Origin of the sequence: Burkholderia sp. S171 (assembly GCF_009766085.1) — a bacterium.
Classification (GTDB): domain Bacteria; phylum Pseudomonadota; class Gammaproteobacteria; order Burkholderiales; family Burkholderiaceae; genus Caballeronia.
Window position 1 is genome coordinate 650,015 of the sequence record NZ_LMUF01000030.1, and the last position, 23,088, is coordinate 673,102.

Sequence of the window (23,088 nt, forward strand, 5' to 3'; positions counted from 1 at the left end):
GCCGTCAGCCCGGCAAGTCGGCTGCCTGGATGAGGAATACGTTGTCGTCGCCGGCACTGGTCGAGAGCCAGACGATGTCGAGGCCACCGAGCGTCGCTTCCACGTTGGCCCGTTCGTTGCCGATTTCGACCACGAGCACGCCATCTTCGGTCAGCCACTTGCGCGCTTCACCCACGATCCGCTTCACGATATCCATGCCGTCGGCGCCACCCGCGAGCGCGAGTTCCGGCTCGTGCTTATATTCAGCGGGCAGGGTCTGCATGGCCAGCGCGTTGACGTACGGCGGATTCGTGATGATGACTTCGTAGCGGCCAACGGGCAGCGGCGCGAACAGATCGCCCTCATACAACGCCACGCGCGAATCCAGGTCGTAGTCGTCCACGTTCTTATGTGCGACTTCCAGCGCGGGCGCGGAGATATCGACAGCGTCAATGTCTGCATTCTGGAACGCCTGCGCCGCGAGAATCGCGAGGCAGCCGGAGCCAGTGCAGAGTTCGAGCACGCGTGACACTTCGTCGGGATCCTGCACATAGGGCTGCAGTCCGTCCTGCAGCAACTCGCCGATAAACGAACGCGGCACGATCACGCGTTCATCCACGTAGAAACGATGCCCGTGCATCCACGCTTCGTGCGTGATGTACGCCGCCGGCAGGCGATCGGTCGCCCGGCGCTCGATCACTTGCATGATGGCGTCGATCTCTGTGTCGAGCAGGCGGGCGTCGAGGAACGGATCGAGCGTGTCGATCGGCAAGTGCAGGGTATGCAGCACGAGGTACGCGGCTTCATCGAATGCATTCGATGAACCGTGGCCAAACGACAAGTCTGCTGCAGTAAAACGCGATACGGCAAAACGCAGCAGATCGCGAACGGTGGTGAAGGGAAGCGCCATCGCAGGCTCCTTATAAGAGTGAGTCGGATCAGGCCAGCAGGGTTTCAAGCACACGCCTATAGACGTTTTTCAACGGTTCGATAAACGCCACTTCAACGTGCTCGTCGATCTTGTGAATGCTGCCGTTCGGCGGTCCGAACTCGACCACCTGTTCACAGATGCGAGCAATAAAGCGGCCGTCCGATGTACCGCCCGTGGTGGACAGTTCGGTGCGCACGCCGGTTTCATCGAGGATGGCTTGCTCCAGCGCGTTCGACAACGTGCCGCGCGGCGTGAGGAACGGCAGGCCGCTGACGCTCCACGCGAGATCGTATTCGAGCGCGTGTTTATCGAGGATTGCGTGAACGCGGCTTTGCAAGCCTTCCACCGTGCTCGCCGTGGAAAAGCGGAAATTGAACATCAGCTCGATGTGACCCGGGATCACGTTCGTCGCGCCCGTGCCGCTATGCAGGTTGGACACTTGCCACGTGGTTGGAGGGAAATATTCGTTGCCGTCGTCCCAATGCGTGGAGACCAGTTCAGCCAGCGCCGGTGCAAGCAGATGAATCGGATTCTTCGCGAGATGCGGATAAGCAATATGACCTTGCACGCCTTTCACGACCAACTTGCCGGACATGGAACCGCGCCGGCCATTCTTGACCATGTCGCCAAGCGTACTGCTCGACGTGGGCTCACCGACAATGCAGTAGTCCAGCCGCTCGCCACGCGCTTTCAACGCTTCGATGACCTTGACGGTGCCGTCAGTGGCGGGGCCTTCTTCGTCGCTGGTGATCAGGAACGCGAGCGAGCCGCGATGTGCCGGGTGCGCCGCGACGAACTCTTCGCTCGACACAACAAACGCGGCTATGGACGTCTTCATGTCCGCTGCGCCGCGGCCGTACAGCTTGCCGTCGCGGTGGGTCGGCACGAACGGCGGTGACGTCCATTGTTCCAGCGGACCGGTCGGCACAACGTCGGTGTGGCCGGCGAACGCGAGCAACTTGCCGTCAGTGCCGTCCGTGCCGCGTTTCACGGCCCAGAGATTCGTGACGCCACCGGACGCGATCGTTTCGCACTCAAAGCCGATCGCCGATAACCGCTCGATCAGCAGGTTCTGGCAGTGCTGGTCGTCGGGCGTGACGGACGCGCGCGCGATCAGTTGTTCCGAGAGAAGAAGGGTGCCGGACATGGATTCGAGCCACTTTCAATAAAAATGCCGGCGCGGCGGCCGGCAGGAAATGAAGATCCGCGAAGATTCGTGCGCCTTTTATCAGGGGCGCGCGATGCTGCGCTTAAAAGCTTAAAGCACACACCTCAAACGAACAGCGTTTCGTACTTATCGGCATCGAAACCGAGCGATTTCACGCGGCCGTTGACCACGAGCACAGGCCGTTTGATGATCGACGGCTTGTGGATCATCAACGCGATTGCGCCGGCCGTGGAACCGGCTTCGTCCTTATACGTATCCGACAGGCCGCGCCAGGTCGTGCCGCGCCGGTTGATCAGTTCGTCGAGCGTGACGTCCTTCAGCCAGTCCTGCAACAAGAACGTCGATACCCCGGCTTTCTTGAAGTCATAGAACTCGAACGGCACATCATGTTCTTCCAGCCACACGCGCGCTTTTCTCACGGTGTCGCAATTCGGAATCCCATACACGACGATCTTTTTCGCGGCCATGGATTAATCGCCTCGCAGCAACTCGTTCAAACCAACCTTGGCGCGCGTTTTCGCGTCCACCTTCTTCACGATCACCGCGCAGTACAGGCTGTGCGAACCGTCCTTCGAAGGCAGGTTGCCCGCGACCACCACCGAGCCCGCCGGAATGCGGCCATACGTGACCGAACCCGTTTCGCGGTCGTAAATCTTGGTGCTCTGGCCGAGATACACGCCCATGGAAATGACCGAATTCTCTTCCACGATCACGCCTTCCACCACTTCCGAACGCGCGCCGATAAAGCAGTTGTCTTCGATGATCACCGGGTTCGCCTGCAGCGGTTCCAGCACGCCGCCGATGCCCACGCCGCCCGACAAATGCACGTTCTTGCCGATCTGCGCGCACGAACCGACGGTGGCCCAGGTATCGACCATCGTGCCTTCATCCACATACGCGCCGATGTTCGTGTACGACGGCATCAACACAACGTTCTTAGCGATAAACGCACCCCGGCGCGCGATGGCCGGCGGCACGACGCGGAACCCGCCTGCGGCGAAATCTTCAGCCGTGTAATTGGCGAACTTCGACGGCACTTTGTCGTAGAACTGGCTGTATCCGCCAGCCGGCATCGGCGCGTTGTCTTCCAGGCGGAACGACAGCAATACCGCTTTCTTCAGCCATTGATTGACCACCCATTCGCCGTTCTGTTTCTCAGCGACGCGCAATTGGCCCTTGTCGAGCTGCTCGATGGCGTGAGCGACGGCGTCACGCACGTCGGCGGGCGCCGCTTTCGGCGACAGCTCGGCGCGGTTGTCCCAGGCGGTATCGATGATCTGCTGAAGTTGTTGCGACATGGTCATGACTTAAGTGAGTGCTGCGATTTAAGGAGGGGTTAATGTGGCAGCCAATGCTGCGGCAGCCGACGCTATGTAGCGTACTAAGCGAGCGTGCTGCAAAATTCGACGATACGCCGTGCACCTTCCACACATTCGTCGACATCGGCGACCAGCGCAATGCGAATGAAGCCGCTGCCGGGATTCGTGCCGTGGGCGTCGCGCGCCAGGAACGAGCCCGGCAAAACCGTCACATTATAGTCGGCGTAAAGGCGGGCGGCGAACTCGGTGTCGGTCAGGCCGGTGCGCGCAACGTTCGCCCACAGGTAGAACGCGGCGTCTGGCAAACGGACGTCGAGCACCTCGGCAAGCATGGGCGTGACGGTCGTAAATTTCTTCAGGTACAGCGCGCGGTTGTCGCGCACATGCGCTTCGTCTTTCCACGCAACGACGCTCGCCGCCTGGAACATGGGCGAAAGCGCCGCGCCGTGATAGGTGCGGTAGAGCAGGAATTGCTTGAGTATCGACGCATCGCCAGCGACAAAACCCGAGCGCATGCCGGGCACGTTCGAGCGCTTGGACAAGCTCGACAGCATCACCAGCCGATCGAACCCGCGGCCAAGCTTGTGCGCGGCTTCCAGACCGCCCAGCGGCGGTGTGGCTTCGTTGAAATAGATCTCGGAATAGCATTCATCGGAGGCGATCACGAAGCCATGCCGATCCGAGAGTGCGAACAGTTCGCGCCAGTCATCGAGCGTCAGCACGGCACCGGTCGGGTTGCCGGGCGAGCAGACAAAGAGCAATTGAGTGCGTGCCCAGACGGCGTCGGGGACGGCTGCGTAATCACAGGCGAAGTTGCGCGCCGGATTGCTGTTCACGAAGTACGGCTCGGCGCCGGCAAGCAAGGCTGCGCCTTCGTAGATCTGATAGAACGGATTCGGGCAGACGACAACGGGCGGTTCACTTGTGCTGCGGCTGTCGATCACGGTCTGCGCCAGCGAGAACAAGGCCTCGCGCGAGCCCGAGACAGGCAGGACTTCCGTGGCGGCATTGACCCCTGGCAAGCCGTAGCGCTCTTTGGTCCAGTCCGCAATGGCCTGACGCAACGGCTCGCTGCCGGCGGTGGCGGGATACGACGCGAGGCCGGACATCGCATTCACGACTGCCTCGCGGATCAGCGCCGGCGTCGCATGTTTCGGCTCACCGATACCAAAGCTGATCGGTGCCAGATCCGCGCGCGGCGTGACGCCTTTAAATAGCGCGCGCAGTTTTTCGAATGGATACGGCTGAAGTTTCTGGAGAAGTGGATTCACGGCGAAGTCGGTGCAGACGATGAAACGACAAGGCTCGGATTATAGCCCTCCGTAGGCCCGTGGTTGGGTTTGCTGGCGCTTTGAAGGGGTTACTGCTGGTTGCCGGACGACCGGTTTCTACCGTATGCCGCCGTTGGAACACGGCCGCCGTCGGCAGGCCGAAAAACGACGGTCATTGGCCCCTGCAGAACCCCGGCCGGCCCACCGTTGCGAGCAGAAACCCCCGTGTCAGCAAACCAAAAGAATTCAAGACTGGCGATGGTATGATTGTCACCGTTCGCCGGGTTGCGCGCTCGCCGTTGCTTGTAGTTATCTATATAAGCCGTCGAGCAAGAGCACCACGGGTTGCGCACCGCCGCTTCAATTCGACGGCGTTCGACCCACCGCCCGAGCGTTTTCGACCGGCGTTAGTCGTTATCTCCTGCCGCACAAGCATCACGGCTCGGAGGCCCCGCCGGCCCGTTCTCCCGAATTCTTTTCAATCAGCGATATCGCCGTGCGTCTGACCTCGATAAAACTCGCTGGCTTCAAGTCCTTCGTCGATCCCACCCATTTCCAGGTCCCAGGCCAGCTTGTCGGCGTGGTGGGCCCGAATGGCTGCGGCAAATCCAACATCATCGACGCCGTGCGCTGGGTGCTCGGCGAATCGCGCGCTTCCGAGCTGCGCGGCGAGTCGATGCAGGACGTGATCTTCAACGGCTCCACGGCGCGCAAGCCGGGCAGCCGTGCCAGCGTCGAACTCATCTTCGATAACGCCGACGGCCGCGCCGGGGGCCAGTGGGGCACCTACGCCGAAATCGCCGTCAAGCGCGTCCTCACGCGCGACGGCACGTCGAGCTACTACATCAACAACCTGCCAGCCCGGCGCCGCGATATCCAGGACATCTTCCTGGGCACGGGCCTCGGGCCGCGTGCCTACGCGATCATCGGGCAGGGCATGATTTCGCGGATCATCGAAGCGAAACCGGAAGAACTGCGCGTGTTCCTGGAAGAAGCAGCTGGTGTTTCCAAGTACAAGGAACGCCGCCGCGAAACCGAGAACCGCCTTCACGATACCCGCGAGAACCTGACCCGCGTGGAAGACATCGTGCGCGAGTTGAGCGCGAATCTGGAGAAGCTTGAGGCCCAGGCGATTGTCGCGACGAAATACAAGGCGCTGCAGGCCGACGGCGAAGAAAAACAACGGCTCCTGTGGTTGTTGCGCAAGAACGAAGCGGGCAACGAGTCGGAGCGCCAGCAGCGTGCGATCAGCGACGCGCAGATCGAACTCGAAGCACAAACCGCCAAGCTGCGCGAAGTCGAAGCGCAACTGGAAACGTTGCGCGTGGCGCACTACAGCGCGAGCGACGCCATGCAGGGTGCTCAGGGCTCGCTGTACGAAGCGAACTCGGAAGTGGCCAAGCTCGAGGCGGAGATCCGCTTTATCGTGGAATCGCGCAACCGGGTGCAGGCGCAGATTGCCGCGTTGAGCGCTCAGCGCGATCAATGGCAGATGCAAGCCGAGAAAGCCCGCGGCGAGATCACGGATGCTGAAGAGGCGCTGGCTATCGGCGAGGAAAAGGCGGCGATCGCGCAGGAAACGGCTGCCGCGAAACATGACGAATTGCCCGCGCTCGAAGCGCGTTTCCGCGACGCCCAGGCCGAGTTGAACGCGGAGCGCGGCGGTATCGCGCAGACTGAGCAAGCGTTGAAACTCGAGGCCGCGCATCAGCGCAACGCCGATCAGCAACTGCAGCAATTGCAGCAGCGCCACGAACGTTTGAAAAGCGAAGCGGGCGGCCTGGATGCGCCCGATGAAGCGCAGCTCGAAGAGTTGCGCATGCAGCTGGCCGAACACGAAGAAATTCTCGCTGAGGCTCAAGGCCGCCTCTCCGACGCGCAGGACACGCTGCCGCGCCTGGATGGCGAGCGGCGCGCGGCACAAGAGAAAGTGCAGGCCGAAAGCGCGCAGAATCACCAGCTCGAAGCGCGGCTCGCGGCGTTGAAACAGTTGCAGGAAAACGTCCAGACCGAAGGCAAGATCCAGCCGTGGCTCGACAAACACGAGCTCGGTTCGTTGCCGCGCCTGTGGAAAAAGCTGCACGTTGAAGCGGGCTGGGAAACGGCGCTGGAATCGGTTTTGCGTGAGCGGATCGCGGCACTGGAAGTATCGAATCTCGACTGGGTGAAGGCGTTCGCGACCGACGCTCCGCCTGCCAAGCTCGCGTTCTATGCACCGCCCAACGCCGGCCGTCCGCAGGAAACGCCCGCTGGCTTGCGGCCGCTGCTTGCGCTGATCCGTATTGACGACGCTGGTCTGCGCGCCGTCCTGACCGACTGGCTGAGCAACATTTTTGTCTCCGATGACATCGCCCAGGCGCTGGCGTCGCGTTCGCAATTGCCGGACGGCGCTGCGTTCGTGGTGAAAGCGGGCCATGTGGTGACGCGGGTTGGCGTGCAGCTCTACGCCGCCGACTCCGAACAGGCCGGCATGCTCGCCCGCCAGCAGGAAATCGAAAACCTGACGAAGCAAGTGCGTGCGCAAGCCCTGCTCGCCGATGAAGCCAAAGCTGCTGCTGTACGAGCGGAAGCGGCGCACACGCAGGCGGCGGGAAGTCTGGGCGATGCCCGCTCCTCCGCCGAGCGCGCGACTCAACGCGTCCACGCGCTGCAAATGGACGTGTTGAAGCTTGCGCAGGCGCAAGAGCGCTACATGCAGCGCAGCACGCAGATCCGCGAGGAACTGTCCGAAATCACCGCGCAAATCGATGAGCAGCGCGCGTTGCGTGCTGAATCGGAAGCAAATTTCGAGCGCCACGACGGCGAACTCGCCGAGTTGCAGGCGCGCTTCGAAGATCATCAACTGGCGTTCGAAGCCCTCGACGAAGCGCTGACCCACGCGCGCCAGGAAGCGCGCGACCTCGAACGCGCAGCCACCGACGCCAGTTTTGCGGCACGTGGGCTGGCGGCGAAGATCGAGGAATACCGGCGCAACATCGACACGGCGAAGGATCAGAGCGAACGCGTGGCTGGTGCACTGGAAGACGCGCGCGCCGAACTCGAAACGATCAACGAGCAAACGGCGCATACCGGTTTGCAGGACGCGCTCGAATTGCGCGCGGAGCGGGAAGCGGCGTTGCAATCGGCCCGCATCGAACTCGACGATCTCACCGCGCGACTGCGTCAGGCCGACGAATTGCGGCTTATCGCAGAACGTTCGCTGCAGCCGTTGCGCGACAAGATCAATGAATTGCAGTTGAAGGAGCAGGCGGCACGGATCAGCGGCGAGCAGTTCATTGAGCAATTGGCGGCGGCCGGTGTCGATGAAGCCGAGTTGCAGGCCAAGCTCACGCCGGATCTGAAACCTTCGTATCTGCAAGGCGAAGTGACACGGCTGAATAACGCGATCGCGGCGCTTGGCGCCGTGAACATGGCGGCGCTCGACGAACTCGCCGCGGCCAGCGAGCGCAAGGACTTCCTTGACGCGCAATCGGCGGATTTGAACGACGCCATTGGCACGCTGGAAGACGCGATCCACAAGATCGACCAGGAAACGCGTGCGTTGCTGCAAGGCACGTTCGACGAAGTGAACCGTCATTTCGGCGAGCTTTTCCCGCGTCTGTTCGGCGGTGGTCAGGCGAAACTCGTGATGACCGGCGACGAAATCCTCGATGCCGGCGTGCAGGTGCTCGCGCAACCGCCGGGCAAGAAGAATTCGACTATTCACTTGCTGTCGGGCGGCGAAAAGGCACTGACCGCCACCGCGCTCGTGTTTGCGATGTTCCAGTTGAATCCGGCGCCGTTCTGTCTGCTGGACGAAGTGGATGCGCCACTCGACGACGCCAACACAGAGCGCTTTGCGAATCTGGTGCGGGCGATGTCCGAGAAGACGCAGTTCCTCTTCATCTCGCACAACAAGATCGCGATGGAAATGGCGCAACAATTGATCGGCGTGACGATGCAGGAACAGGGCGTCTCGCGGATTGTTGCCGTGGATATGGAATCCGCGGCGGGTTTCGCCCAGAATGCTTGAACGTTTGGCCGGGCTTTTTTAGAACGGACAGCAGAAAAGTGGGGAAAACCGGCCTGGGAGGCCGGTTTTGGCGCGCAGGCGCGGAGTGACTCGCGCAGTTCGGACGACAATCCGGAAGTGCGTGGGGCGCAGATCGCGCAGCGTAAGCTCAACAAGCGCTCAATCGAGCGCCGGATGCCTCAATAGCGCTCGCCAAGCGCGCTGAGAGCGCAACCAGAAAAGAATGACGGAGAGTGCATGGACGAGTTGACGCTCGGGTTGATTGGAGCAGGAGCCGTGGTGGTAGGCGGCGTGGTGGTGTACAACGCGTGGCAGGGCGCCAAAGTGCGCCGCAAGATGCCGCGCCCGATGCCTGACGAAGCGGCGGAGTTGCTTGCACGCAGCGACGCCGACGAGGAGCAGCCGTTCATCGAACCTACCCGCCCGGTGCGGCGTGAACCCGCCATGGGCGAGGGCGATGGCGAGGCGGCGGACACGCGGGTCGAGCCGAGTTTCGGCGGTGCGCCGCTCTCGACTGTCGCGCCGGCCGATACCGCGGTGGATATCCAGGCTGAATCGACCTCGGTGAATGGCGATTTCCCGCAGACGGATTCGTCGGCTACGTCGCCTATTTTGGCCGACGATGACGACCCCGTTTTGCCCGCCGCGACCACGATTTCATCGGCGCCGCCGGCTATTGTCGACCGTCGGATCGATTGCGTGGTGCCGATCCGTTTGCTTGCCCCCATTCCCGCTGAGAAGCTCATCCCGAGCGCGCAGAAGCTGCGCCGCGCGGGCGCGAAGCCCGTGCATATAGAAGGCAAGCCGGAAGGCGCCACGACCTGGGAATTGCTCAAGAACGGCGCGCGTTATGAAGAGTTGCGCGCAGCGGCGCAGTTGGCCAATCGCGGCGGCCCGCTGAACGAACTGGAGTTCTCGGAGTTCGTCACGGGCGTGCAGCGTTTCGCCGATGGTATCGACGGTTCGCCCGAATTTCCCGACATGCTGGAAACGGTCGGCATGGCGCGCGAACTCGACGCGTTCGCGGCTCAATGCGACGCACAATTGTCGATCAACATTCTCTCCGACGGCGCACCGTGGTCGGCCAACTACGTGCAGGCGGTGGCCTCGCAGGATGGTTTGCTGCTGTCGCGCGACGGTACGCGCTTTGTCAAACTCGATGCGCGCCAGAATCCGGTGTTCATGCTGCTTTTCGGCGATACCAACTTCCTGCGCGACGACCTGACCTACAAGGGTGGCCAGATGATCACGCTGGTGCTGGACGTGCCGGTGGCCGACGAAGACATCCTGCCGTTCCGCCTGATGTGCGATTACGCGAAGTCTCTCTCCGAGCGCATCGGCGCGCGCGTGGTGGACGATCAGCGCCGGCCGTTGCCGGAATCGTCGCTGCTGGCGATTGAAAAGCAGTTGATGACGCTGTACGCGAAGCTCGAACAGGCGGGTATTCCGGCTGGCTCCCCCGCCACGCGGCGCCTGTTCAGCCAATAAATCTTACGGCGGCACCGGTTAATTAGTTAGCGATTTTCGTAAGGCATCGGCCACACGGCCGATGCCACGATCAGCCGATCTCTGAGACAATCAACAGGTCGGTTTCTTCTAACTTTCTAGCCTGTCTCGCCGCATGTCTGCCAAACCGAAAGCTGCTTCCAAAGCTGATTCCGCTGCCTCTGCTGCTTCCGCAGCACACGGCGCGCCCATCGCCAGTGCCGAGCGGCCGGCTGAGCGCGCTGTCTGGCTGCGCACCGAGCTCGAGCGCGCCAACTACGCGTATTACGTTCTCGATCAGCCGGATCTGCCGGACGCCGAATACGACGTCCTGTTCAAGGAACTGCAGCAGATCGAGATCGATCAGCCCGAATTGATTACGCCGGATTCACCTACACAACGCGTCGGCGGTCAGGTTGCAACGGGTTTTCAGCCGGTCACGCACGACGTGCCCATGCTCTCGCTGAATAACGGTTTCGCCGACGAAGACATTATCGCGTTCGATAAACGCGTCGCCGACACGCTGGGTCACACGCCCGTGGAATACGCGTGCGAACTGAAATTCGATGGCTTGGCCATCTCGCTGCGTTATGACGACGGCATCTTCGTTCAGGCGGCCACGCGCGGCGACGGTGCGACGGGGGAAGAGGTCACGGAAAACGTCCGCACGATCCGTTCGATTCCCCTGAAACTCAAGGGCAAGAACGTACCGAAGCGGGTCGACGTGCGCGGCGAAGTGCTCATGTTCAAGCGCGATTTCGCGAAGATCAACGCGCGGCAGCGGGAGGCTGAACAACGCGAGTTTGCGAATCCGCGTAATGCGGCGGCGGGTGGTTTGCGGCAACTCGATCCCAAGATGACCGCGGCGCGCCAGTTGTCGTTTTTCGCGTATGGCATCGGCGTGCTGGATGGCGCCGCGATGCCGCCGTCGCATTCGGCGCTGCTCGACTGGTACAAGGAAATGGGCCTGCCGGTCAACGCGGAGCGCGGCGTGGTGCAAGGCGCTGAAGGTCTGCTCGAGTTCTTCCGCAAGACGGGCGAGCAACGCGATGGTTTGCCGTATGACATCGATGGCGTGGTTTATAAGGTCAACCAGCGCGACGAGCAGGACAAGCTGGGTTTCGTTTCGCGCGCACCACGCTTTGCGCTCGCGCACAAGTTTCCCGCGCAGGAAGCGCTCACGCAGTTGCTGGCTATCGACGTGCAAGTCGGCCGCACGGGCGCCATTACACCGGTCGCGCGGCTTACGCCGGTGTTCGTCGGCGGCGCGACGGTAACGAATGCCACGCTGCATAACGAGGACGAGGTTCGGCGCAAGGACATTCGTATCGGCGATACGGTGATCGTGCGGCGTGCTGGCGATGTCATCCCCGAAGTGGTCGGTGCGATCCTCGACCGCCGTCCGGACGATGCCCGCGAATTCGTGATGCCGACCGAGTGCCCGGTATGCGGATCGAAGATCGAAAGGCTTCCTGACGAAGCCATTGCGCGATGCACGGGCGGCCTGATCTGTCCCGCGCAACGCAAGCAGGCTTTGTGGCATTTCGCGCAACGGCGCGCGCTGGATATCGACGGGCTGGGTGAGAAGATCATCGACCAGCTGGTCGACGAGAATATTGTGCGCACGCCGGCGGACCTGTTCAATCTCGGCGTGGCCACGCTTGCCGCGCTGGACCGTTTCGCCGATAAATCTGCCCAAAATCTGTACGATTCGCTCGAAAAGGCGAAGCAGACCACGCTGCCGCGTTTTCTGTACGCGCTCGGTATTCGTCACGTCGGGGAATCGACGGCGAAGGATCTGGCCAAGCATTTCGGCTCGCTCGATCCGATCATGGCGGCGAGCGTCGAGGAATTGCTGGAAGTGAACGACGTAGGCCCGGTCGTGGCCGAGTCGCTGCACAATTTTCTCAGCGAAGAACATAACCAGATGGTGATCGAGCAGTTGCGCGCGCCGGGAAAGGTAACCTGGCCCGAAGGCCCGCCCGCGCCGAAGGCGCTGCAGGGCGTGCTCGCCGGCAAGACTGTCGTGCTTACCGGCACGCTGCCTACTCTCTCCCGCGAAGACGCAAAGGAGATGCTGGAGGCGGCGGGCGCGAAAGTGGCGGGATCGGTGTCGAAGAAGACGGATTACGTGGTGGCGGGGGCGGAGGCGGGCAGCAAGCTCGTGAAGGCTGAGGAACTCGGCGTCCCGGTGCTCGACGAAGAGGGTATGCGCAAGCTTTTGGAGGGAGAAACACCATGATTCACGAAATCCTCAAGATGGGCGATCCGCGCTTGTTGCGCATCGCCGAACCGGTCGATCACTTCGATACCCCGGAGCTGCACGCTCTTGTTGAAGACATGTTCGACACCATGCGCCACGCAAACGGTGCAGGGCTGGCCGCACCGCAGATCGGCGTGGATTTGCAGGTCGTGATCTTCGGTTTCGCGCACAACGATCGTTATCCGGAGGCCGTTCCGGTGCCGGAAACCGTGCTGATCAACCCGATCATCACGCCCGTCTCGCATGACATGGAGGAAGGTTGGGAAGGGTGTTTGTCGGTGCCGGGCCTGCGCGGCGCCGTGCAGCGGTATTCCATGATCCGCTATCAGGGATTCGATCAATACGGCTCACCCATCGAACGGCTGGCTGAGGGCTTTCATGCACGCGTCGTGCAGCACGAATGTGATCACCTGATCGGAAAGCTTTATCCCATGCGCGTCACGGATTTCTCGAAGTTCGGCTTCACCGAGGTCCTGTTTCCAGGACTCGATCCGAAAAGCGACGATTGATCGATAGAGGGGGTGAACGGCTGATTTGACAGGCTGTTCAGCCGCTGGACGAAATGAGGGCCGCGAAGAATCGCGGCCCTTTTGTTTAGCGAGGTGGTTGGGCGAGGTGCAGCTTTTGTCGCGGCGCATGATCAATTGGCGACGTGCTCACCCGTGCCGCACAGGATCCGACCATTTAGCCGGATCGATCATGCATCAAGGAATCGAAAGAGATCAACACCCGCCAAAGCCCGGCGGCTTCATTCTCAAGCGAAGCTTTTCTTCGGCCCCGACGCCATTTCCGGCTGGCGAAACAAAGCAATGTGCTCCGGATTCGCCGATGCCTGCAAGCGGCCATCCGGCAAACGCGCGATGACAACTTCACCCACGCCCGGGCTCGTCACGACGACTTCGTCGCGCACGGCGAGCAGCGCATCGAGTCGACGTCGGCCGCTGACGATTTCGAGGCCGGTTTTGGTTTCGCGAACAATGATCTCAACGGACATGGCAATTCTCCAGTAGCTCAACGCCCAAGCACACGCGACTCAAAGCGGTAAATTGCGCGTGTACCTGACTAACGGTCATGCGTCATATTTTCTTTAGCCAAAAAGTTGGCCAAAAAAAAATCGATGCGATCGGCGGGTGCCGTTCGCATCGATTGGTAACAATTTCATCGTTTTTCCGCGACGTTTTGAGGTGCGCGGAGAAGACGGCGAGGTTGTTTTAGAACGCTTCGTCCGCGCCCAGATAACGCCACTGGCCCGGCGGCAGGGCGCCGAGCGTTACATGGCCCATCCGGATCCGCTTCAGGCCAACCACTTCCAGCCCAACCAGCTCGCACATCCGGCGGATCTGGCGCTTTTTGCCTTCACGCAACACGAATCGCAACTGTTCACCATTTTGCCAACTGACCTGCGCCGTTTTGAGCGGCACGTCGTCGAGCGAGAGTCCATGACGGAGCAGCGCGAGGCTTTCAGGCGGGAAGTGCGGTTCGATATCGACTTCGTGCTCGCCGAATTTCACGCGCACCAGGTATTCCTTATCGACGTCCGAATGGCCGCCAATCAGTTGCTTCGCCACCCGGCCATCCTGGGTCAGGACGAGCAGGCCGGTCGAATCGATATCCAGACGGCCCGCCGGTGCGAGCGTGCGCAGATGCAGCGGCGTGAAGCGGATGCCGGACTGGTCGTCGGCCCAATGGTTGGACGGATTGACCAGCGTGACAGCCGGTTGATAACCGTCTTCCGCCTGACCCGATACGTAGCCAACCGGCTTGTGTATCAGGATAGTGACCTGCTGCATTTGGGCCGCGTGCGCGGCAGGTGCAATTTCAACGTTCTGGTCGGGACGAATCTTGGTGCCGAGCGTATCGATGACCTCGCCATCGACCAGAACCCAGCCCTTTTCGATCCATTCATCGGCTTCGCGGCGCGAGCACAGGCCGAGCTCCGACATCACCTTCGACAAGCGCACGAGTCCTTCTTCATTTTCACGTGCGATGCGCGCGGGTGAGGGAGGGGCGTCGGCGTCACGCGGTTTTGACGGCTTCGATACCGGTTTGCGCGGGGCGGGTTTGCGATCGTCTCCGAACCGTCCAGATGTGTCGCGTGCTACGTAAGGGCTATCGCTCGAAGGCCGTTGGCGATCGGTGGGAGCCGGACGCGGGCTGCCATCGTGCGCGTGGTTGCGTTCGCGAGGAGCGCCACGGTCGCCGCGGTCATTAAACGATGGGCGGGGCGTGCGATCGCTGCCCGGGCCGCGCGAATCATCGCGGGGTTTGAACGGACGGCGTTCGGTATCGCCTGACGGGCGGTCGCCGCGCGGAGCGCCGCGGTCGCCGAAGGACGGACGCGGACCACGGTCGCCGCTCGGACCACGCGGCGCATCGCCACGCGGCGTAAACGGACGGCGTTCACCATCGCCGGAAGGCCGATCACCACGCGGAGCGCCACGATCGCCAAACGAAGGCCGCGGACCACGGTCGCCGCTCGGACCACGCGGCGCATCTCCACGGGGCGTGAACGGACGGCGTTCGCCATCGCCGGATGGACGGTCACCACGCGGAGCGCCGCGATCGCCGAAGGACGGACGCGGACCACGGTCGCCGCTCGGACCACGCGGAGCATCACCACGGGGCGTGAACGGACGGCGCTCGCCATCGCCGGAAGGCCGGTCACCACGCGGAGCGCCACGGTCGCCGAAGGACGGACGCGGACCACGGTCGCCGCTCGGACCACGCGGCGCATCGCCACGTGGTGCGTACGGACGGCGTTCGCCATCGCCAGACGGTCGATCACCACGCGGAGCGCCACGATCGCCAAACGAAGGCCGAGGCCCACGATCACCACTGGGACCACGCGGAGCATCCCCACGCGGCGTGAACGGACGACGTTCGCCATCACCGGAAGGCCGATCACCACGCGGCGCACCACGGTCCCCAAACGAAGGCCGAGGCCCACGATCGCTGCTCGGACCACGCGGCGCATCGCCACGCGGTGTAAACGGGCGACGTTCGCCATCACCAGAAGGCCGATCACCACGCGGAGCACCACGATCCCCAAACGATGGCCGCGGCCCGCGATCACCCGCACCATCGCTACGCGCCTTGAAGGGCTTTCGCTCACCCGCACCCGCCGGCCGTGCACCGCCTGCCGGTTTATCGCTACGCACTGGCCGATCGCCGGGCGCCATCTCGGCGCGTGGTGGCTTTTTCCGTCCGGCAGCGCTGCCGGTACGAACGGGGGAACGTGCCGGCGATGCCGGGCGCGGGTGCTTCGCTGTCAGTTTGACGCGCATATATTCTCAGGCTGCGATCGCGCGCAGCAGTTCGGTTTCGACCTGGATCTGCGTCCGGTTGTCGGATAGGGTTTTGCCGTCGAGCAAGAACACGTCTTCCACGCGTTCGCCAAGCGTATTGATCCGCGCCGCGTGGACGCCGATCCGGTGCTGGGCTAGAACCCGCGCGATCGAATAAAGGAGGCCCTGCCGGTCGTTAGCAGACACGGACAGGATGTAATACTGACCACGTTCGTCGGGACGCAAATCCACGCGCGGAGTGATCGGAAAAGTGCGCACAAGCCTGGAAACGCGTCCCTTCGACGGTTCCGGCAAGATGCCCTCAGCGGTCAACAGCGTACTCAGCTGCTGTTCGACGAGATTCGCAATGTCGCGATAATGCCCGTCATGGTCGGGATGCGCGACCAGAAAATTGTCCAGCGCGTAGCCATGCCGCGTAGTCGTGACGCGTGCGTCAAGCACGGACAGGCCGTTTTTGTCGAAATACGCGCAAATTCCGGCGAACAAATCGGGCCGATCCTGCACGTACACCAGCACCTGGAGCGCGGCGCCAATCGGCGACGGTCGCGCCCGCACGATCGGCTTTTCGCTCTCCACGTGCTTATACAGCACGCGGGTTTGCCAGGCGATATCGGCGGCGTCGTGGCGCAGGAAATAGCCGACATCGAGCTTGTCCCACAACGCTTTCTCAGCGTTTTCAGGCACGGTTTCAAGGCGCAATAACGCGAGCGCGTCTTCCTGGCGCGACTTGAGTTCCGAGTGCGCGTGTAATTCGGCGCCGCCGAGCACAGCCCGTGTGGCGCGGTACAAATCCTCGAGCAGCTTGCCTTTCCACGCGTTCCAGACTTTGGGACTGGTGCCGCGGATATCGGCGACGGTCAGCAGATACAGCGCGGTCAAGCGGCGCTCGGTATTAACCATCGATGCAAATTGCTTGATGACTTCCGGATCGCTCGTATCTTGCTTTTGGGCCACCTGGCTCATGGTCAGATGCTGTTCCACCAGCCACACGACCAGGTCGCTGTCGTCCGCGCCAACATCGTGTTCACGGCAAAAACGCCGTGCATCCGCCATGCCGAGCACGGAGTGATCGCCGCCGCGGCCCTTGGCGATATCGTGAAAAAGCGCCGCAATATAAAGCACCCATGGGCGCTCGAAATTGCCCATCAACTGACTGCAGAAGGGGTATTCGTGCGCGTGTTCGGCCAGCGCAAAGCGCCGTAGATTGCGCAAGACCATCAGGATGTGCTGATCGACGGTATAGACGTGATACAGGTCGTGCTGCATCTGGCCGACAATGCGCCGGAAGTTGAGCAGATAACGCCCCAGCACGCTTGTCTGGTTCATCAGCCGCAGCGCATGCGTGATGCCTTCGGGCTGCTTCAGGATCTCCATGAACAGACGCTGGTTCTCGGGGGCCCGCCGCCAGTCGCGGCCCATCAGGTCGCGTGCGTTATAGATTGCCCGCAGCGTTCGGGCGGATAAACCCTTGATGCCGCGCGTCTGTTCGTACAGCAGGAACGCTTCGAGAATAGCGTTGGGTTCACGTTCGAAAACGTCGTCGCTGGCGATTTCCAGCATGCCCTGCTTCTCGACGAAGCGCTCGTTGAGCACACGCGTAATGCCGCTCGTCGATGGAAACAGTTGGGCTTCCACGTTCTGGATCAGGATGGTGGCAAGCTGCGTCACGGCTTTGGCGGCCCAATAATAGCGGCGCATGAGCTGTTCGCTTGCGCGCTTGGACGACGTCGCTTTGTAGCCGAGGCTTTCGGCCAGCGCCGTCTGCAAGTCAAAGACGAGGATGTCCTGGCGCCGCCGGGCAATCACGTGCAGCCGTGCGCGCAGGGTCTTCAGAAAGCCTTCGTTGCGGCGCAGTTCGCTGGCTTCGCGTTCGGTGATGAGCTCGCGCGAATCCAGTTCGCGCCAACTGCTGCCGAAACCGGCCGCGCGCGAGATCCATAAAATGAGCTGCAAATCGCGAAGTCCGCCCGGGCTTTCCTTGATATTCGGCTCAAGGCTGTACGGCGTGTCCTGATACTTGGCGTGCCGCTGGCGCATCTCCAAAACCTTCGCCTGGAAGAACGCGCGCGGATCAAGCGTCTGCCGATACCGCTGTTCGAACGTCTCGAACAGGTTTTCGCTGCCTACTATCCGTCGCGCTTCCAGTAGTGAGGTCTGGATGGTGATGTCGTTGCTGGCTTCATCGATGCACTGCGTCACCGATCGCACGCTGCTGCCAATGTCCAAGCCAAGATCCCACGCCATACCAATCAACCGTTCAATGCGCGCGGCCTGCGAAGCGGTGTGCTCGGGCGTTTCATCGTCGGGCAGGAGCACGAGGATATCGACGTCAGAATACGGAGCAAGTTCGCCGCGTCCGTAACCGCCGACCGCAATCAGCGCTGCTGAGTTCGGCATCGCGCAGGCTTCCCATGCGCCTCGAAGCGCGTCGTCGGTCGCGCGCCCGAGGGCGTGCATCAGGCCGTCGACGTTGGTCGCGCTCTGGAAGCGCTCGAGCAGGGCGGCCTTGGCCGTCTTGTACGAGGCTTTCAACGAATCAGCGCGGGTTGGGGCGTCGGCAGGTACGCTCATGGGTAGGCGGGTCGTCAAGTCAGTGGGTGAAAATTGCTCGTAGCGAACAGAGGGTTCGCCGGTTTTTAATCAGGTCACGGTAATGCGGTCAGTGCGTACCTCGACACGGGCTGCATGCGGCGTGCAACGAAGCTGCTTTCTGACCCGCTTTGACCGCAAGCTTGAGTGGTTGGGGGCGGATCAAGGCGCGATACCGCGGGCTCCCTGCACCACTCTATACAGCAAGCTTAATCTGTCTTTAAACCGGGCGAAATAACTGGCTTGATCCGACACGACTCAAGATCAGGCACAACTCAACGACAACAATTCGCGGCGTGAAAAGCACCCGATGGGCGGAGCACACCCCACGGAGCGAAACCCAAATAGCGAGATTCGACTCGCTTGGGTACCGGCGATATCGGCCGAAACACGATGCGCGCACGGCTCGGCCACCCCCTGCAGTGTCAAAAACCGGGCCTTTCAACGGCAGACCACGTGCTCCGCGTTTTCCATCAAGCCCGCTTCATGCGCTTCAAGCCGCTGCGGCGATCAGTTCCGAAGGTGCTTGCGTGCCCGCCGACACGGTCAGCACTTCATAGCCCGTCGGCGTAACCAGCACCGTATGTTCCCATTGCGCGGACAGGCTGCGGTCGCGCGTCTTGACGGTCCATTGGTCAGGCATGGTGCGGATATCGCGGCGACCGGCATTGATCATGGGTTCGACGGTAAAGATCATGCCCGCCTGCAACTCGATGCCCGTGCCGGGCCGGCCGTAGTGCAGCACTTGCGGATCTTCGTGAAATACCTTGCCCACGCCGTGGCCGCAATACTCGCGCACAACGCTGTAGCCTTGCGCTTCGGCATATTTCTGGATGGCGTGCCCGATATCGCCCAGATGCGCGCCCGGCTTGATCTGGTCGATACCGAGCCACATACAGTCGAACGTGGTTTGCACCAGACGTTTCGCGAGAATCGAGCCTTCGCCGACCAGGAACATCCGGCTGGTATCGCCGAAATAGCCTTCCTTGATCACGGTGATGTCAATATTCAGCGCGTCGCCGTTTTTCAGCGCCTTGTCACCAGGAATGCCGTGGCAAATCACGTCGTTCACGGAGATGCAGGTGGCCTTTGGGTACGGCGGATAGCCCGGCGGCTGGTAATTCAGCGGGGCGGGCACCGTGCCCTGTTCCTTCGACATGTACTCGTGGCAGAGGCGATCGAGCTCGCCCGTCGTCACGCCTGCAACAATATGCGGCGTGATGAAGTCGAGCACTTCGCTGGCAAGTCGGCAGGCGACGCGCATTTGCGCGATATCGTGATCGTTTTTCAGCGTAATGGACATGACTTGTATCGAGAATGCGTGTAAGCGGCTGTTATCGCCAATCGACCATTATCGCACCTTACAGGGCTCGCCGCACCCGGGCGCGGGCCGGCGCAGCGGTTTTAGAGCAGTTGGCACACGAATTTACCGATCACATGGGCAGCCGCGATACACGGTAGGGCGGTTGGAGAAAGCCAGTCCGGTCGCATATCCGAGTGAGCAGGCATCTTGAGTCGTGCCATTTGAGCGTGATATACTCGCTGGCTAAGTCTGCATCTACTTTGTAATCGTCTTCTCAATGCGACTTTCCTGAAAACCATGCGTTTTTACGGGGAGCCGGTGGAAAAGGCGTGAAGGAAGATCGGACTTGAATCGCAAGCCGGCGCACCCAGGGTGTCCGGCGCTCCGAAAAGCTAAGAAACACGGGGCGCCCGATGCGGCAGCCGGCTTAAGACCTAACCCTCGCGGAGAAATTCTCATGGCAGTAACAATGCGTGAAATGCTGGAAGCCGGTGTCCACTTTGGTCACCAAACTCGCTTCTGGAACCCGAAGATGGCCCCGTTCATTTTCGGTCATCGCAACAAGATTCACATTATCAACCTCGAAAAAACGCTGCCGATGTACAACGACGCGCTGAAGTACGTGCGTCAACTGGCAGCAAATCGCGGCACGATTTTGTTCGTTGGCACGAAGCGCCAGTCGCGTGACACGGTGGCAGAAGAAGCGCAGCGCGCGGGTATGCCTTTCGTGAATGCACGCTGGCTCGGCGGCATGCTGACCAACTTCAAGACGCTCAAAGTATCGATCAAGCGCCTGAAGGACATGGAAGCAGCGCTGGAAGCGGGCGAAACGGAACGCATGAGCAAGAAGGAAGCGCTCCTGTTTGAACGTGAAATGACCAAGCTGATCAAGTCGATCGGTGGCGTAAAAGACATGGGCGGCATTCCGGACGCAATTTTCGTGGTTGACGTGGGTTACCACAAGATTGCCGTGACCGAAGCCAAGAAGCTGGGCATTCCGGTTATCGCTGTGGTTGATACGAACCACTCGCCGGAAGGCATCGACTACGTGATCCCGGGTAACGACGACGCCAGCAAGGCAGTCATGTTGTACACGAAGGGCGTGGCCGACGCGATCCTGGAAGGCCGTTCGAGCGCCGTGAACGAAGTCGTGCAGGCAGTTCGCAGTGGTGACGGCGACGACTTCGTGGAAGTCAACGCAGAAGCGTAAGTCTCTGCATACGACGCCGACGTGATGTATCCGGCAAGAAAGGGGGCTTTGCGAAAGGCCCCCTTTTTTTAACCGGCCGCAACTGCAGCGTAAAGTAACAACGGCAGTATTCGTGAGCAGCTGAACGCGAAACAGTCGTGACGTATTTGTGAAGTATCGGGCAACACCCCAGGCAGCACCCCCATTCTGGCCGCGGGCATTTCTCGCCGGCGGCGCGTGTCAATAGTGCGATACGTGTGAAAGCACGGCACAGACTCAAGGAGCAAATGATGGCGGCAATTACCGCAAGCATGGTGGCAGAACTGCGCGCAAAGACCGACGCGCCCATGATGGAATGCAAGAAGGCGTTGACGGAAGCTGAAGGCGACATGGAGCGCGCTGAAGAGCTGCTGCGCGTGAAGCTGGGCAACAAGGCAAGCAAGGCGGCGTCACGTGTGACGGCTGAAGGCATCATCACGGCGCACATTGACGGCGGCGTGGGTTCGCTCGTCGAACTGAATTGTGAAACCGACTTCGTCGGCAAGAATGACGACTTCCTGGCATTCGGCAAGACCGTTGCCGAGATCGTGGCGAAGAACAATCCGGCCGATGTCGCCGCCCTCGGCGCGCTGCCGCTGGAAAGCTCGACGGTTGACGCCGTGCGCCTCGCGCTGGTCGGCAAGATTGGTGAAAACGTGTCAATTCGCCGTTTCGTGCGTTTTGAATCCGCTAACAAGCTGGCTTCGTATCTTCACGGTACGCGTATCGGCGTGCTGGTTGAATTTACGGGCCCGGACGAGCAGGTCGGCAAGGACATTGCCATGCACGTCGCTGCAATGAAGCCGGTTTCGCTGTCGTCGGACGACGTTCCGGCGGAATTGATCGCGAAGGAACGCAGCATCGCCGAGCAAAAGGCCGCGGAATCGGGCAAGCCGGCTGAAATCGTCGCCAAGATGGTTGATGGCAGCGTCCAGAAGTACCTGAAGGAAGTGTCGCTGCTGAACCAGACGTTCGTTAAGAACGACAAGCAAACGATCGAACAAATGTTGAAGGCAGCAGGCGCGTCGGTTCAGAAGTTTGCGCTGTTCGTGGTCGGCGAAGGCATCGAAAAGCGTACGGACGACTTCGCTGCCGAAGTGGCCGCGCAAGTTGCCGCCGCCAAGCAAGGCTAAAGCTTCAAAACGGCGGTCAGCGCTGCGCAGCATCAGCCGGCCCGTTCAACCGGGCCGCTCGATGCAGCCGCGCTGGCCGCCGAGTCAAAAATGCAGTGAAAAGCAGCTAAATGCGAGTCCGGCGTTCCCGAATGCGGAACGTCTGTCTCGCGCCCTCATGGCGGTCAAAACCGTGCCGGACGGGCAAACCGGGGTTAATTCAAGTTCACTCCCGGGTTAATCCGTTACGCCGCCGCGGCTTGTCCAATATGGGATGCTTGCCGGAAATATCGTTTCACCCCTACAGTTCTACGTTGTTGCACTCCCTCTCGGCGCGATCGGAACCCTCATATGCCCACAGCCTACAAACGCGTACTCCTCAAACTCTCCGGCGAAGCACTAATGGGCGACGATGCCTTCGGCATCAATCGCGCGACAATCGAAAGGATGGTGGCAGACGTCGCGGAAGTGGTGCGCATGGGCACGCAACTCGCAGTGGTTATCGGCGGCGGTAATATTTTTCGCGGCGTGGCGGGCGGTGCGGCCGGTATGGACCGTGCGACGGCCGACTACATGGGCATGCTCGCAACCATGATGAATGCGCTCGCGTTGCAGGACGCCATGCGCCACGCCGGTATCGAAGCGCGCGTGCAGTCCGCGCTGCGCATGGACCAGGTGGTCGAGCCGTACATCCGCCCGCGCGCCATCCGCCAGCTCGAGGAAGGCAAAGTGGTCATTTTCGCGGCGGGTACGGGCAACCCGTTTTTCACCACCGACACCGCCGCTGCGTTGCGCGGCTCGGAAATTGGTGCAGAAGTCGTGCTGAAAGCGACCAAAGTGGACGGTGTATATTCCGCCGATCCCAAGAAAGACCCGACCGCCACACGCTACAGCACGATCAGTTTTGACGAAGCGATCGGCAAGAATCTGCAGGTAATGGACGCGACGGCGTTTGCGCTGTGCCGCGACCAGAAGCTGCCAATTCGCGTGTTTGCGATCAATAAGCCGGGCGCGCTCAAGCGCATCGTTCAGGGCGACGACGAAGGTACGCTCGTCCACGTGTAAACTCTCGCGGTGACAAAAGGGCGAGGGCGGGCGCGCTCCGAAGGAACTGCGCCGCCAC

At 61.4% G+C, this 23,088-nt stretch carries 17 protein-coding genes; 7 read left to right on the top strand and 10 right to left on the bottom strand.

What is annotated here, in order from left to right; all coding sequences use genetic code 11:
* Positions 1-4: 4 nt before the first annotated feature.
* The 5 genes from prmB to dapC all read right to left on the bottom strand — a co-directional run bounded on the left by prmB (position 5) and on the right by dapC (position 4,668).
* Entirely contained in the window at positions 5-889 is an 885-nt protein-coding gene (gene prmB, locus GSQ93_RS16775; protein WP_158936756.1) for a 50S ribosomal protein L3 N(5)-glutamine methyltransferase, read from the bottom strand.
* A 28-nt stretch (positions 890-917) separates the two neighbouring features.
* The gene (gene dapE, locus GSQ93_RS16780) at positions 918-2,057 is read right to left on the bottom strand and encodes a succinyl-diaminopimelate desuccinylase (RefSeq protein WP_158936757.1); all 1,140 of its coding nucleotides are present in this window, start codon (positions 2,055-2,057) and stop codon (positions 918-920) included.
* 125 nt (positions 2,058-2,182) lie between these two features.
* Positions 2,183-2,545: an ArsC family reductase gene (locus GSQ93_RS16785; RefSeq protein ID WP_158936758.1), complete on the bottom strand. Its 363-nt coding sequence runs from the start codon at positions 2,543-2,545 to the stop codon at positions 2,183-2,185.
* Positions 2,546-2,548: 3 nt separating this feature from the next.
* A complete protein-coding gene (dapD, locus tag GSQ93_RS16790) occupies positions 2,549-3,376 on the bottom strand; it encodes a 2,3,4,5-tetrahydropyridine-2,6-dicarboxylate N-succinyltransferase (RefSeq protein WP_158936759.1) in 828 nt (275 codons plus the stop codon).
* Between the two features lie 83 nt (positions 3,377-3,459).
* On the bottom strand, positions 3,460-4,668 hold the full coding sequence (dapC, locus tag GSQ93_RS16795; RefSeq protein WP_158936760.1) for a succinyldiaminopimelate transaminase: 1,209 nt from the start codon (positions 4,666-4,668) through the stop codon (positions 3,460-3,462).
* A gap of 496 nt (positions 4,669-5,164) precedes the next feature.
* On the opposite strand from dapC, the gene smc reads away from it, so the two are divergent.
* The 4 genes from smc (at position 5,165) to def (ending at position 12,937) form a co-directional block, all read left to right on the top strand.
* A complete protein-coding gene (gene smc, locus GSQ93_RS16800; RefSeq protein ID WP_158936761.1) occupies positions 5,165-8,680 on the top strand; it encodes a chromosome segregation protein SMC in 3,516 nt (1,171 codons plus the stop codon).
* Between the two features lie 237 nt (positions 8,681-8,917).
* The gene (locus GSQ93_RS16805; RefSeq protein ID WP_158936762.1) at positions 8,918-10,168 is read left to right on the top strand and encodes a cell division protein ZipA C-terminal FtsZ-binding domain-containing protein; all 1,251 of its coding nucleotides are present in this window, start codon (positions 8,918-8,920) and stop codon (positions 10,166-10,168) included.
* A gap of 133 nt (positions 10,169-10,301) precedes the next feature.
* Entirely contained in the window at positions 10,302-12,407 is a 2,106-nt protein-coding gene (gene ligA, locus GSQ93_RS16810; RefSeq protein WP_158936763.1) for an NAD-dependent DNA ligase LigA, read from the top strand.
* Positions 12,404-12,937 (top strand): peptide deformylase, encoded by a 534-nt coding sequence (def, locus tag GSQ93_RS16815; RefSeq protein WP_158936764.1) that lies wholly within the window; start codon positions 12,404-12,406, stop codon positions 12,935-12,937. Before ligA ends, def begins: the two co-directional genes overlap by 4 nt.
* 245 nt (positions 12,938-13,182) lie before the next feature.
* On the opposite strand, the gene GSQ93_RS16820 is transcribed toward def, so the two are convergent.
* The 5 genes from GSQ93_RS16820 to map all read right to left on the bottom strand — a co-directional run bounded on the left by GSQ93_RS16820 (position 13,183) and on the right by map (position 19,625).
* On the bottom strand, positions 13,183-13,422 hold the full coding sequence (locus GSQ93_RS16820) for a hypothetical protein (protein WP_031364003.1): 240 nt from the start codon (positions 13,420-13,422) through the stop codon (positions 13,183-13,185).
* Between the two features lie 217 nt (positions 13,423-13,639).
* On the bottom strand, positions 13,640-14,389 hold the full coding sequence (locus GSQ93_RS38685; RefSeq protein WP_346730465.1) for a pseudouridine synthase: 750 nt from the start codon (positions 14,387-14,389) through the stop codon (positions 13,640-13,642).
* A 137-nt stretch (positions 14,390-14,526) separates the two neighbouring features.
* Positions 14,527-15,510, bottom strand: a complete 984-nt coding sequence (locus GSQ93_RS38690; protein WP_367889757.1) for a hypothetical protein — start codon at positions 15,508-15,510, stop codon at positions 14,527-14,529.
* A gap of 208 nt (positions 15,511-15,718) precedes the next feature.
* Positions 15,719-18,304, bottom strand: coding sequence for a [protein-PII] uridylyltransferase (locus GSQ93_RS16830; protein WP_158936766.1), 2,586 nt, complete (start codon positions 18,302-18,304; stop codon positions 15,719-15,721).
* A 511-nt stretch (positions 18,305-18,815) separates the two neighbouring features.
* Positions 18,816-19,625 carry a type I methionyl aminopeptidase gene (map, locus tag GSQ93_RS16835; protein ID WP_158936767.1) on the bottom strand — a complete coding sequence of 270 codons (810 nt, stop codon included), beginning with the start codon at positions 19,623-19,625 and terminating at the stop codon, positions 18,816-18,818.
* 457 nt (positions 19,626-20,082) lie between these two features.
* On the opposite strand from map, the gene rpsB reads away from it, so the two are divergent.
* The 3 genes from rpsB (at position 20,083) to pyrH (ending at position 23,030) form a co-directional block, all read left to right on the top strand.
* Complete coding sequence (gene rpsB, locus GSQ93_RS16840; protein WP_158936768.1) at positions 20,083-20,835, top strand: 30S ribosomal protein S2; 753 nt, start codon at positions 20,083-20,085, stop codon at positions 20,833-20,835.
* 269 nt (positions 20,836-21,104) lie between these two features.
* Positions 21,105-21,986 carry a translation elongation factor Ts gene (gene tsf / locus GSQ93_RS16845; protein ID WP_158936769.1) on the top strand — a complete coding sequence of 294 codons (882 nt, stop codon included), beginning with the start codon at positions 21,105-21,107 and terminating at the stop codon, positions 21,984-21,986.
* A 330-nt stretch (positions 21,987-22,316) separates the two neighbouring features.
* A complete protein-coding gene (gene pyrH / locus GSQ93_RS16850; protein WP_158936770.1) occupies positions 22,317-23,030 on the top strand; it encodes a UMP kinase in 714 nt (237 codons plus the stop codon).
* The last annotated feature ends 58 nt before the right edge of the window (positions 23,031-23,088 follow it).